General features: G+C 69.0%; 9 protein-coding genes and 1 tRNA gene. 5 read left to right on the top strand and 5 right to left on the bottom strand.

Features of this window, described 5'->3' with window-relative positions; genetic code table 11:
• The first annotated feature begins 75 nt into the window (after positions 1-75).
• A complete protein-coding gene (locus DK26_RS13770; RefSeq protein WP_066473219.1) occupies positions 76-696 on the top strand; it encodes an SCO family protein in 621 nt (206 codons plus the stop codon).
• A 337-nt stretch (positions 697-1033) separates the two neighbouring features.
• On the opposite strand, the gene DK26_RS13760 is transcribed toward DK26_RS13770, so the two are convergent.
• Positions 1034-1109, bottom strand: a tRNA-Ala gene (locus DK26_RS13760).
• A gap of 173 nt (positions 1110-1282) precedes the next feature.
• Entirely contained in the window at positions 1283-1684 is a 402-nt protein-coding gene (locus DK26_RS13755; RefSeq protein ID WP_066473204.1) for a TIGR02300 family protein, read from the bottom strand.
• A 309-nt stretch (positions 1685-1993) separates the two neighbouring features.
• Between DK26_RS13755 and cmk the strand changes: the two genes are divergently transcribed.
• The gene (gene cmk / locus DK26_RS13750; RefSeq protein ID WP_066473819.1) at positions 1994-2635 is read left to right on the top strand and encodes a (d)CMP kinase; all 642 of its coding nucleotides are present in this window, start codon (positions 1994-1996) and stop codon (positions 2633-2635) included.
• Between the two features lie 215 nt (positions 2636-2850).
• Positions 2851-3663: a DUF1194 domain-containing protein gene (locus DK26_RS13745; RefSeq protein ID WP_066473817.1), complete on the top strand. Its 813-nt coding sequence runs from the start codon at positions 2851-2853 to the stop codon at positions 3661-3663.
• A gap of 38 nt (positions 3664-3701) precedes the next feature.
• Here the strand turns inward: DK26_RS13745 and DK26_RS13740 are convergent, their stop codons facing one another.
• Together DK26_RS13740 and DK26_RS13735 are read right to left on the bottom strand one after the other, a co-directional pair.
• Positions 3702-4901: a multidrug effflux MFS transporter gene (locus DK26_RS13740; protein WP_066473202.1), complete on the bottom strand. Its 1200-nt coding sequence runs from the start codon at positions 4899-4901 to the stop codon at positions 3702-3704.
• Between the two features lie 77 nt (positions 4902-4978).
• On the bottom strand, positions 4979-6397 hold the full coding sequence (locus DK26_RS13735) for a sodium:proton antiporter (protein WP_066473200.1): 1419 nt from the start codon (positions 6395-6397) through the stop codon (positions 4979-4981).
• Between the two features lie 212 nt (positions 6398-6609).
• On the opposite strand from DK26_RS13735, the gene DK26_RS13730 reads away from it, so the two are divergent.
• Together DK26_RS13730 and hrpB are read left to right on the top strand one after the other, a co-directional pair.
• Positions 6610-7398, top strand: coding sequence for a class II glutamine amidotransferase (locus DK26_RS13730; protein WP_066473198.1), 789 nt, complete (start codon positions 6610-6612; stop codon positions 7396-7398).
• Positions 7399-7460: 62 nt separating this feature from the next.
• Positions 7461-9959, top strand: a complete 2499-nt coding sequence (gene hrpB, locus DK26_RS13725; protein WP_066473191.1) for an ATP-dependent helicase HrpB — start codon at positions 7461-7463, stop codon at positions 9957-9959.
• Positions 9960-9965: 6 nt separating this feature from the next.
• On the opposite strand, the gene DK26_RS13720 is transcribed toward hrpB, so the two are convergent.
• Positions 9966-12107, bottom strand: a complete 2142-nt coding sequence (locus DK26_RS13720) for a PBP1A family penicillin-binding protein (protein WP_066473189.1) — start codon at positions 12105-12107, stop codon at positions 9966-9968.
• Positions 12108-12360 lie beyond the last annotated feature (253 nt).

Raw genomic sequence — 12360 nt, 5'->3', positions numbered from 1 at the left:
AGGCCGGTTTGATTTCGCAGCGGAGCTTGCCGAGAAGCGGGCAACGGCCGCGCGCCGATCTTTCAGGAATGCCCGATGCCGATCCTCCGCTGGATACGCTACACCGCCTGGACGGCGCTCGCCGTCATCGCCTTCGTCGCCGCTGCGATCCTGCTCGGCTGGTGGCGGGTCGACGGGCCGGGGGCTCCGGCCCGTCCGGCGCAGACCGCCGGCGCGCCGATCGATGTCGGCGGGCCGTTCAGCCTGGTCGACCATACCGGGCGCAGGGTCACCGATGCCGATTTCCGCGGCCGGCCGATGCTGGTCTTCTTCGGCTTCACGCATTGCCCGGAGGTCTGCCCGACGACGCTCCTGGACATCACCAACCAGCTCAAGGCGCTCGGTCCCGAGGCCGAGCGGCTGCAGGTGCTCTTCATCACCGTCGATCCCGAGCGCGACACACCGGCGCAGCTCGCGCTCTATCTCCAGTCCTTCGATCCGCGGATCGTCGGGCTCTCCGGCACGGTGGAGGAGGTCGAGGCGGCGGTGAAGGCCTACAAGGCCTATGCGCGGAAAATCCCGACCGAGGACAGCTACACCATGGACCACACCGCCTCGGTCTATGTCATGGACGCCGCGGGCCGCTTCCGCACCCTAATCGACTATCACGAGGAAGCGCCGGCGGCGCAGGCCAAGATCCGGCTGGTCCTGAAGTGAGGCGAGCCGGCTTGTCTGGCCCGCCGCTGGCAAGAGCGGCGGCGCCATCTGATGGCGCCGATCCCCCTCAATACGTGGCGAGGCGCCAGATGAGATTGCCAGTGATGGCATGGTCCTGGGCGCGCGAGCCGATCTGGCCGCGATAGGCCTGCCAGTCCAGCTTCGCCTCGGCGTCGAGCGCATTGCGGTCCGCGCTGCTTTGCCGTCTGGCAAGCGCTTCTTCAGCGCTGAGCCCGTGCAGCGCGCATCGAACGGTCTACGATATCAGGAGGCTGGTGAGCAGCGCCACAGCGCCGGTCGGAAACCGCAGATAAGCTGACGATCTACGGGAGGAGGATGGTGGAGCCAGGCGGAATCGAACCGCCGACCTCTTGAATGCCATTCAAGCGCTCTCCCAACTGAGCTATGGCCCCACTGTCGCAGCCACCTTGGGGAGTGGCTGGAATTCCTTTTTGCACCGGCTCCGGGGGAGCCCTGCGCTTCGTCGCGGCAGCGACGAAGCGCTCTATAGGCAGGCTTTCGCCTGGACACAAGCACGAATGTGAAGCGCGTCCCGCTTTTTCATTCGCGCCTGTGAAAAGGCGCCTCAGGCGTCCTCGTCGCCCTCGAGATCGCCGTCGATCAGGTCGGAGACGTCGTCGTCGCCTTCCTCGTCCTCTTCCAGGAAAGTGTCGTCGTCGTCATTGGCGCTGCCGTCGTCCTCGATCTCGATGTCGTCTTCGCTGGTGACGACGGCTTCCTTCTCGGACGCTTCCGCATCGGCCTCGTCGAGCGAGACGAGCTCGACCGCGCCGTCGGCGGCCTCGGTCTCATCCTCGTCATCGGCCGGCTTGGCGGCGACGGCGGCTGCCTTCGCCTGCGGCTCGAACACCGAGCGCGGATAGGACTGCCCGGTATAGGGGGAGACGATCGGATCCTTGTCGAGATCGTAGAATTTACGGCCTGTCACGGGACAAACGCGCTTGGTGCCAAGTTCCGGTTTCGCCACGGCGTCGGACCTTCGAGTTGCGTGCGGAAGGGGTTCTGAAAAGCAGGGGCGTCCGTTAGTCGGGCAGGGCGCGCCTGTCAAATGCTGATTTCTCCTGTGCCGACAGGCGGCAGGCCCGCCGGAAAACCACCGGGCTGCCGAACGCGGGCCTCGGCATGAAAAACGGCTCCCGCTTCCCCGCGCCATGCTCTAGAGCAGGAGGCGAAAAGTGGTAGCCGGCGCTGCGATGAGGTCGGCCCACCGCCCCTGCCTGCCGAGAGCCCAGAGACGCCCGTGGTCCTGTCGCAACAGCCCCTTCCATCGCCGGCAATCGCCGGCCGCAACCTTGTCATCGCCGTCGACGGCCCGGCGGCCTCCGGCAAGGGCACGCTGGCACGCCGCCTCGCTGCCCATTATGGCCTGCCTTACCTCGATACCGGCCTGCTCTACCGCATGGTGGCGCGCGCCATGCTCGATGCCGGGCAAAAGCTCGAGGATGCGCAGGCGGCGGAGGCGACCGCCGCCGGCTTCGACGAGACGGGCTTCGACGAGGCCGGGCTGCGCGGCCGCGAGATCGGCGAGGCTGCCTCGGTGGTCGCCGCGATTCCCGGGGTGCGGCGGGCGCTGATCGACCGCCAGCGCCATTTCGCCGCGGCTCCCGGCGGGGCGGTGCTGGACGGGCGCGACATCGGCACGGTGATCTGCCCGCAGGCGACGGTGAAGCTCTTCGTCACGGCGACGCCCGAGGTGCGCGCCGCGCGCCGGCACAAGGAACTGGCTGGCCGCGGCGACACGGCGTCCTTCGAGGGCATCCTCGCTGATATCCGCCGGCGCGATGCCAGGGACAGCGGCCGCGGCGATGCGCCGCTGAAGGCCGCCGAGGACGCGATCCTGCTCGATACCTCGGCGCTCGGCGTCGACGAGGCTTTCGCTGCGGCGCTGTCGATCGTCGAGAAGCGTCGGGCCGCCTGAGGACGGCAATGCGCGCCGGGGAAGTATCCGGAGCATCCTCCTGATGCGAAACCTGATCACGTTTGCGGGAACGTGCCCCGGACTGCCCAGCTTTCACGCTTGGCCTCGCCGAAAACTCGGAGCAGACTTCCATCACATTCGTTTGAAGCCGGCCTTCGCCCGAATCATCCTAGCGTTTCGGCGTTACGCTTCGACGACAGATGATGGAGGTGGCGATGCGGCCCTGGCTGTTCGGTCTCTTGAGTCTTTCGGCCGCGGCCCTGTGGCCGGCCACGGCGCCCGATGCCCAGCCGGCCACGTCGCCGCCCGAGGAGGTCGATGTCGCGCTGGTGCTGGCGGTCGACGTCTCCTATTCGATGGATCTCGACGAGCTCGCCCTGCAGCGCAACGGCTATATCGAGGCCTTCCGTTCGCGCCAGCTGCACGAGGCGATCGCCAAGGGCTCGATAGGCAAGATCGCGGTGACCTATTTCGAATGGGCCGGCGGCGACTTCCAGCACATCGTCAAGCCGTGGACGGTGATCGAGACACCGCAATCGGCGATCGCCTTCGCCGAGGAACTCGGCGAGGCGCCGACGCGGCGCGGTCGGCGGACCTCGATCTCGGGCGCGATCGATCTCAGCATGGCCCTGCTCGAGCAGAGCAATGTCGTCGCCCTGCGCCGCGTCATCGACATCTCCGGCGACGGTGCCAACAATGACGGCAGGCCGGTGACCCAGGCCCGCGACGCCGCCCGCGACAAGGGCATCTCGATCAACGGGCTGCCGGTGATGCTGAAGGCGGCGAGCTATTTCGACATCGACAATCTCGACGTCTACTACGAGGACTGCGTCATCACCGGGGTCGGCGCCTTCGTCATCCCGATCCGCGAACGCCACCAGTTCGTCGACGCGACCCGCACCAAGCTGGTCCGCGAGATCGCCGAGGTTCCCGCCGGCGAGGCGCTGATCCAGAAGGCGCAATCCCGCCCGCCCCGGGTCGGCTGCATGGCCGGCGAGCGGCAATGGCGCGACCGCATGGGCAATTGAAGGGCTGAACAGCGGGCGCCGGAGCGCAGGCTCTGCGCTCAGCTCTTGCCGGCTGCGCGCGTCGCGGCGCTGGCGCGGAACAGTACCAGGGTGGTCACGCCTATCGCGGACAGCACCAGCGGCAGCGGCAGCGCCGAACTCTTCAAGAGGTGGCCGACCAGCAGGCCGACGCAGCCCGAGAGCAGCATCTGGCAGAGCCCGGTGAGGGAGGAGGCCGCCCCCGCCCTGTCCGGGAAGGGCATCATCGCCGCCGCCTGGGATTGCGGCATGGTCAGCCCGACCCCGCAGGCATAGAGCGCCATCGGCAGGATCACGCCGAGCGGCCCGCCGAAGCCGCTGGCGACACAAACCAGCATCGCGAGCCCGCCGGCGGCGAGGCAGATGACGCCGAGTGCGATCACTCCGTCGAGCCCGCGCGAGCCGACCAGGCGCTGCGCCAGGATGGTGCCGAGAATGTAGCCGAGCACCATGCAGCCAAAGGACAGGCCATAGACCGGCGGCGACAGGCCGTGGATCCCGATCAGCACGAAGGAGGAGCCGGAGATGAAGGCGAACAGCCCGGCATAGGCGAGCGAGGTCAGGCTGACATAGACCCGGTAGGCCGGGTTCTGCAGCAGCACGCGAAAGCCGCGGAAGATCGCGAGGAAGGAGAGCTTTTCGGGCGAGCGCTTGCGGATCGTCTCCGGCAGGATCGTGACCACCACGCCCATGATGGCGACGGCGACGATCAGCGTGGCGACGAAGGTCGAGCGCCAGCCGAAGGCGTTCTGCAGCACGCCGCCGAGAGCCGGCGCGATTGCGGGCACCAGCCCCATGATCATGCCCATGCGGGCGAGCTCGCGGCCGGCGCGCGGTCCGTCATAGAGATCGCGGACCATGGCGCGGCCGAGCACGATCGGCCCGGAGGCGCCGAGCGCCTGGGCGAAGCGCGCGCCGATCAGCGCGTCTATCGAGGGCGCGAGCGCGCAGATCAGCGTGGTCACGAGGAACAGGCCAAGGCCGATCAGCAGCACCGGCCGCCGGCCGAGCCGGTCGGATAGCGGGCCCCAGATGATCTGCCCGGCGGCGAAGCCGAACAGGAAGGCCGAGAGCGTCGCCTGGGCGCCGGCGACGTCGGTGTTCAGGACACGGACGATCTCGGGCAGCGAGGGCAGGTAGAAATCGGTCGAGAGCGGCCCCAGCGCCGTCAGCATGGCGAGGACGGCGGTCATCGCCAGCGTGTCGGGGCGCAAGGTCATGGGCGGCGTCTCTTAGGTCGAACGCCGCCCGTTTAGGCCTGCCGCGCCACGCTGTCGAGGCGCGGCGGGGCATTCGCCTAGCGGAAGAAGATCAGCGTCTGCAGCAGGAAGATCGGGATCAGGATGCCGCCCGACCAGGCCATGTAGCCGAAGAAGCTCGGCATCGCGACCTTCCGGTCCTTGGCGATGGCGTAGACCATGAAGTTCGGGGCGTTGCCGATATAGGTATTGGCGCCCATGAACACGGCGCCGGCCGAGATGGCGGTCAGCGTCAGCGCGCCCGTGGCCATCAGCGCCTTGGCATCGCCGCCCGCGAGCTCGAAGAAGACGAGATAGGTCGGCGCATTGTCGAGGAAGGAGGACAGGATGCCGGTCAGCCAGAAATAGGCGACATTGTTGGCGCTGCCGTCCGCATTGGTGACCATGGCGACCAGCGAGGAGAAGGCGCCGTCCTTGCCGGCCTGCAGCATCGCCAGCACCGGGATGATGCAGGTGAAGATGCCAGCGAACAGCTTGGCGACCTCCAGGATCGGGCCCCAGCTGAACTCGTTGCCGGCGCGCACCGGCTTCGGCGTCAGCTTCAGCGAGAGCAGAGCGAGGCCGAGCAGGATCGCGTCGCGCACGAGGTTCTGCAGCTCGAGGTGGACGCCCTGGATCGTGAAGGTCACGTCCGGCTTCCAGTTCGCCGACATCAGGATGGCGAGGATCACGCCGCCGAGCAGCAGGATGTTGACCTTGCCATAGAGCTTGATGGCGCGGTCCGGCGTCGGATCCTTCAGCACCGGTAATCCCTCTTCCTTGCGGAACAGGTAGCTGTCGAGCGCGAAGAACAGCACCAGCAGGATTGCGACGGCGAAGGAGGTCTCCGGCAGGAGGTGCGTCGTCGTCCAGAAGAAGCTGACGCCGCGCAGGAAGCCGAGGAACAGCGGCGGGTCGCCGAGCGGGGTCAGCGAGCCCCCGATGTTCGAGACCAGGAAGATGAAGAACACCACGACATGGACGTTGTGGCGCCGGTTGTCATTGGCGCGCAGCAGCGGCCTGATCATGATGATCGAGGCGCCGGTGGTGCCGACGAAGCTTGCCATCACCGTGCCGATGGCGAGCAGTGTCGTGTTGGTCGCCGGCGTGCCGTGCAGGTTGCCCATCACCAGGATGCCACCGGCGATGGTGAACAGCGCGAAGAGCAGGATGATGAAGGGGAGGTATTCGAGCAGCGCCGTGTGCAGCAGCGCGCCGAGCGCAGGCTCGAAGCCGCGGAGCAGCATCAGCGGCACCAGAACGAGCACCGCCCAGAAGGCGGCGAACTTGCCGTAGTTGTGCTCCCAGAAATGCGGGAACAGGATCGGTCCGAGTGCGATCGAGAGCAGCATGCCGGCGAAAGGCAGGGCCCAGGCGACGCCCATGGTCGCGCCGCCAATGTCGCCGGCGGCCAGCGCGCTTTGCGGGAAGAGGGCGAAGGCGAGCGCTGCGCCCGCGGCCGTCAGGATCGATTTCAAGGCTTCCCCCCGCCCGCTTGGGCGCGGGACCGCTACTTCCAACCCTGTGCTGGTTATACGATGGCTATGGGGGTCGCAACCGCCGCCGCCCTGCCGGGCCGGCTGCGGGCGCACCGATTTCGCCTGCTCCAAAAAAGCCGTTATGGCAGCATTCATGCTTGTCGCGCAGATTGACCTTGCGGCGTCCTGCCGCGCGTGATTCGGGGCCGACCATGTGCCGTTTCCTCGCCTATGCCGGCGCTCCGGTGTTCCTGGAGGATCTCGTCGCCTCACCCTGCCATTCGCTGATCCACCAGTCGCTGCACGCCGAGGAGGCCAAGACCGGCACCAATGGCGACGGTTTCGGCGTCGGCTGGTATGGCGAGCGCCCCGAGCCCGGCCAGTACCGGGAGATCCGCCCGGCCTGGTCGGACGAGAACCTGCTCTCGATCGCCCGCCTCGTCCGCTCGCATCTGTTCTTCGCGCATGTCCGCGCCGCGACCGGCACGGCGAGCACGCGGGCCAATTGCCACCCTTTCGTCCATGGCCGGCATCTCTTCATGCATAACGGCCAGATCGGCGGCTATGGCCTGATCCGGCGCCGGCTCGAGAGCCTGATTCCCGATCCGCTCTACGGCTCGCGCGTCGGCACCACCGATTCGGAAGTGCTGTTCCTGCTGGCACTGGCGCGGATGAGCGAGGGCGAGCAGCCGGGCGAGGCTCTTGCCGGCGCGCTCGGTGACGCGCTTGCCCTGATGCAGGAGGCCGGCGTTCGCGAGCCCCTGCGCTGTGCTGCCGCGCTCGCCGATGGCGAGACCATCCATGCCGTCCGCTGGTCCTCCGACGAGAAGCCGCCGACGCTCTATCTCTGCGATCGCGGCGATGCGGTGGTGATCGCCTCGGAGCCGATCGACGCGGCGCGCGAATGCTGGCAGGCGTTGCCGCGCAACACGTTGGTGTCGGCCCGCGTCGGCGCGGTCAGCCTGCACCCCTTCGAGGTCGGGCTGCGCCGCGCCGCCTGACGGGGCGCCGGCCTGCGGCCGAAACGCTTGCGCAGGCGCTTGCCTCCGGGGCACATGCCGGCATGCGCAGCTTCGACACAGCCCTGCCGATCGACGCGGTCCTCGACGATCTGTCCGCCGCCCTGCGCGCACGCCCGAAAGCCGTGCTCGTGGCCCCGCCCGGCGCCGGCAAGACGACGCGCGTGCCGCTCGCCCTGCTGGACGAGCCTTGGGCCAGTGGTGGCAAGCTGATCGTGCTGGAGCCGCGTCGGCTCGCCGCCCGCGGCGCCGCTGCCCGCATGGCGCAGACGCTCGGCGAGCGTGTCGGCGAGACGGTCGGTCTGCGTGTCCGGCTCGGCTCGAAGATCGGCCCGAGGACGCGCATCGAGGTTGTCACCGAAGGCGTCTTCGCGCGGATGATCCTCGACGATCCCGCTTTGGAAGGCGTCGCGGCGGTGCTCTTCGACGAGTTCCACGAGCGCTCGCTCGATGCCGATTTCGGGCTGGCGCTGGCGCTCGATGCGCAGGCCGGGCTGCGCGAGGATCTGCGCATCCTCGTGATGTCGGCGACGCTCGACGGCGCCCGCGTTGCCCGCCTGCTCGGCGATGCCGCGGTGATCGAGAGCCAGGGCCGCGCCTATCCCGTCGAGACGCGCTATCTCGGCCGCGACCCGCTGAAGCGCATCGAGGATCAGGTCACCGAGGCGGTGCTCCTGGCTCTGAACGAGCAGCGCGGCTCGCTGCTCGTCTTCCTGCCCGGCCAGGGCGAGATCCGCCGGGTCGAGGAGCGCCTGCGCGAAAAGATCCGCGACGCCAGCGTCGAGATCGCGCCGCTCTATGGCGCGCTCGACCAGGCTGAGCAGGACCGCGCCGTGCTGCCGGCGCCGCTCGGCCGGCGCAAGATCGTGCTGGCGACCGCGATCGCCGAGACCTCGCTGACCATCGAGGGCGTGCGCGTCGTGATCGATTCCGGCCTGGCGCGGGTGCCGCTCTACGAGCCCGATATCGGCATCACCCGCCTCGTCACCCAGCGCGCCAGCCGCGCCGCCAGCGACCAGCGCCGCGGCCGCGCCGGCCGCACCGAGCCCGGCATCTGCTACCGGCTCTGGGATGAGGCCGGCAATGGCGCGCTCGAAGCCTTCGCCCGGCCGGAGATCCTCTCGGCCGATCTTGCCCCTTTGCTGCTCGACTGCGCCGCCTGGGGCGTCGCGGACCCGACGATGCTCGCCTTTCTCGATCCACCGCCCGCCCCGGCGCTGAAGGAAGCGCGCCTGCTGCTGAACGATCTCGAAGCGCTCGACGAAGGTGGCCGGATCACCGCCTCTGGCAAGGCGCTGCAGGCGCTGCCTTTGCCGCCGCGCCTCGCCCATATGGTCACCGGCGCCGCCGGCTTCGGCGAGGCCGGGCAGGCCGCGCTGCTGGCGGCCCTCCTGGTCGAGCGCGGGCTCGGCGGCGAGGCGATCGACCTCGCGGAGCGGCTGGAGCGCTTCGGGCGCGAGCGCGGCGGCCGCGCCGCCGACATGCGCCGCCTCGCCGAGGGCTGGGCGCGGCAGGCGGGAGCGAACGCGCCGAAAGGCGATGAGCGCACCCATTCGCCCGGCTTCCTGCTGGCGCTCGCCTTCCCGGATCGGGTCGCCAGGGCCCGCCAGCCCGGTTCCGGCCAGTATCTGCTGGCGAATGGCCGCGGCGCCGCCCTGGAGCCCGGCCAGCGCCTGGCGCGCGAGCCCTATCTGGTTGTCGGCGAGATGACCGGCAGCGCCGCCCAGGCCCGCATCCTCAGCGCTGCCGCCATCGACGAGACGGAGATCGCCGAACTCGCCGCCTCCGGCCTGATCCGCACCCGCCTGTCGGAACAGGCCGAAACCTCGTTCGACCGTGCCGCGAGGGCGCTGCGCGCCCGCGCCAGCCGGCGCTTCGGGGCGCTCGTCCTGGCCGAGCGTCCTTTGCCGGTCGAGGCGAGCGAGGAGAACGCCGTCGTTCTGGCGAAGGGCATCGCCGGCCTCGGCATCGCGGCGCTGCCCTGGAGCAAGGCGCAGGCGCAGCTGCGCGAGCGTGCCGCTTTCCTGCGCGCGGCCGAGGGGCCGGACAGCGGCTGGCCGGACCTTTCCGATGCCGGGCTGGCCGAGGGCGCGGCGGACTGGCTTGCGCCGCATATTATCGGCCGCACTTCGCTCGCCGCGATCACGCCGGGCGACCTCGACGGCGTGCTGGCCGAGCTATTGCCATGGGATCTGAAGCGCCGGCTCGATGCCGAGGCGCCGACGCACTTTGCCGCGCCGACCGGCTCGCAGCTCGCCGTCGACTATGGCGCCGAGGCCGGGCCGACCATTTCCGTCCGGGTGCAGGAGCTGTTCGGCCTCGCCAGGCACCCGGCACTGGCCGGCGGGCGCGTGCCGCTGGTGCTGGAGCTGCTTTCGCCGGCGCATCGGCCGATCCAGGTGACGCGCGACCTGCCGGGCTTCTGGCGCGGCTCCTGGGCCGCGGTGAAGGCCGAGATGAAGGGCCGCTATCCGCGCCATCCCTGGCCGGACGATCCCGCCGCCGCGCCGCCGACGACGCGGGCCAAGCCACGGGGGACGTGAGGCGCGCTACCCGCCGAACAGGCGCTCCAGGAAGTTCTTCTCCTGCGGCGGTGGCGGGGTCCAGGCCCGGTCGCCCTCGACCGTGCCCTGCGGGCGCGGCGCGATGCCGGCAACAGGCTCACCCGGCTCGAAGATCGACTTCGGCCCGCTATGCCACAGCCCGCCCGGCAGGGGCGCCGGCTGCTGGCCGGCATGGGCGGCCTTCATGAACTTGCTCCAGATCTCCGCCGGCAGGCCGCTGCCATAGACCCGCTTCATCGTGCTGTTGTCGTCATTGCCGAGCCAGACCGAGGTCACCAGCCGGGAGCTGAAGCCGACGAACCAGGCGTCGCGGAAATCCTGCGTGGTGCCCGACTTGCCACCCATCTCCCAGCCCGGGACATTCGCCTTGCTGCCGGTGCCGCGCACCATGGTCTCGTTGAACATGGCGTTCATCATCGACAGGATCTGTGGCTTCACCACCTCGCCGAAGCCCGAACCCTTGCGGGCATAGAGCACCTTGCCGGAGAGCGACTTCACCTCGCGGATGACATAGGGCAGCACGCCCTTGCCGCCATTCGCGAAGCTCGCATAGGCGCTGGTCAGTTCGATCGGCGTGACCTCGGAGGTGCCGAGCGCCAGCGAGGGATTGGCCTGCAGCGCCGAATTGATACCGAGGCGCTGCGCCACCCGGACCGATTCCTTCGGGCCGATCTCCTGGTTGAGCTTGACCACCACTGTGTTGAGCGAGAGCGCGAAGGCGGTCTGCAGCGTCACCGGGCCGCGATAGGTGCGGCTGTTGTTCTCCGGCTGCCAGCCCTTGATCGAGACCGGCGAGTCGTCGCGGATCGCATCCGGCGTCAGGCCGCTCTCCAGCGCCGCGAGATAGACGAAGGGCTTGAAGGCCGAGCCTGGCTGGCGCCGCGCGGCCGTGGCCCGGTTGAACTGGCTCTTGGTGTAGTCGCGCCCACCGATCAGCGCGCGCAGCGCTCCGTCCGGCGCCATCGAGACGATCGCGCCCTGGCTGACGCCCTGCTTGGCGCCCTGGGCGTTCAGGGTCTCGACCAGCATGGTCTCGGCGCTGGCCTGCAGCTTGGTGTCGATCGTGGTCAGGACTGTGACGTCGCCCTCGATCGCGCCGATGAAGTCGTCGAGTACGTCCATGACGTAGTCGGCGGCGTAGTTGACCGAGCCGGCGCCGGTGCGCTCGGCCGCCTCGGCCGGCGCGACCAGCGCGGTCTTGGCCGAGCTCTGCGAGATCAGGCCCTGTTCGGCCATCGCCGAGATGACGAGCTGCGCCCGCTTCTCCGCCGCTTCCGGATTGCGGTTCGGCGCAAGGCGCGAGGGCGCCTGGACGAGGCCGGCCAGCATCGCCGCCTCGGCGACTGTGACCGAGCGTGCCGACTTGTTGAAATAGCGCTGCGCGGCCGCCTCGACGCCATAGGCGCCCGAGCCGAAATAGACCCGGTTGAGATAGAGCTCGAGAATCTGGTCCTTGGTGTAGGTCCGCTCCAGCCAGAGCGAAAGGATCGCTTCCTGGATCTTGCGCGCGGCAGTCCGCTCCTGGGTCAGGAACAGGTTCTTGGCGAGCTGCTGGGTCAGTGTCGAGCCGCCCTGGACGCCGCCGCGCTTCGTCACATTGTTGACGACGGCGCGGGTCAGGCCGATCGGGTCGATGCCGAAATGCTCGTAGAAGCGCCGGTCCTCGATGGCGACGAAGGCCTTGGGGAGGTAAGGCGGTACCTCGCCGATCGTGATGGTTCGCCCGCCGGTCTCGCCACGATTGGCGAGCAGCGAGCCGTCCGCCGCCAGGATCGCGATGTTCGGCGGCCGCTTCGGCACGGTGAGCTGGTCGATCGGCGGCAATTGCGCGGCATGGTAGGCGACGACCCCGCCAACCCCGAGCACGGCCCAGAGCCCGAGGACGAGACCCCAATAGAAGAGCCGGCCGAAGAAGGAGCGGCCCTTGCGGCGCTGCTTGCGGCCACCGCGCCCTTCGGTCTTCTGACGGCGCGGTTGCTGGCGCGGTGCCACCCGGTTCGTTCCTCCGCGATAGTGGCGGTCCTCGACCGACAGGCGCAGTTCGTCGTCGTCGCGCTCGTAATCGTCGCGCGCGCGTTCGAATGAGGGCTCGCGCCGCTCTCCGCTCCGTCTCGTCCGGTCGTTCATCCCGCCCCGTTCAGGCCCCATTGCCGGCTTGTCTCAGGCTAGCCGGCCAACTTCCACACAGGATTCAAACATGGCGCTTTTAAGGGGTGGTTAAGCTCGCCACGCGGCCGATCGCCACCAAAGAGGCAAGTTTCCCGCACTGTTGCCGATTTGCCGTAGCCTTGTTTTGCTGCACTGCAAACGAAAATGTGAGTTGATCGCCTCCAGCCGGTCGCTGACAACCGCCCGGAGTGGTGAATCAGTTGTTTGCCAG

The sequence above is a fragment of the Allobosea sp. WAO genome, assembly GCF_001509835.1.
In the GTDB taxonomy this organism is placed as follows: domain Bacteria; phylum Pseudomonadota; class Alphaproteobacteria; order Rhizobiales; family Beijerinckiaceae; genus Allobosea.
The sequence above is the reverse complement of the archived record's forward strand: the minus strand, read 5'-3'. Positions and strand labels throughout refer to the sequence as shown.

What these genes read in the sequence shown, in the direction of transcription:
- DK26_RS13740 (WP_066473202.1), bottom strand. Translation starts at nt 4,901, where the DNA reads ATGACCTTGCGCCCCGACACGCTGGCGATGACCGCCGTCCTCGCCATG.
- DK26_RS13770 (WP_066473219.1), top strand. Translation starts at nt 76, where the DNA reads ATGCCGATCCTCCGCTGGATACGCTACACCGCCTGGACGGCGCTCGCC.
- DK26_RS13730 (WP_066473198.1), top strand. Translation starts at nt 6,610, where the DNA reads ATGTGCCGTTTCCTCGCCTATGCCGGCGCTCCGGTGTTCCTGGAGGAT.
- DK26_RS13720 (WP_066473189.1), bottom strand. Translation starts at nt 12,107, where the DNA reads ATGAACGACCGGACGAGACGGAGCGGAGAGCGGCGCGAGCCCTCATTC.
- hrpB (WP_066473191.1), top strand. Translation starts at nt 7,461, where the DNA reads ATGCGCAGCTTCGACACAGCCCTGCCGATCGACGCGGTCCTCGACGAT.
- DK26_RS13745 (WP_066473817.1), top strand. Translation starts at nt 2,851, where the DNA reads ATGCGGCCCTGGCTGTTCGGTCTCTTGAGTCTTTCGGCCGCGGCCCTG.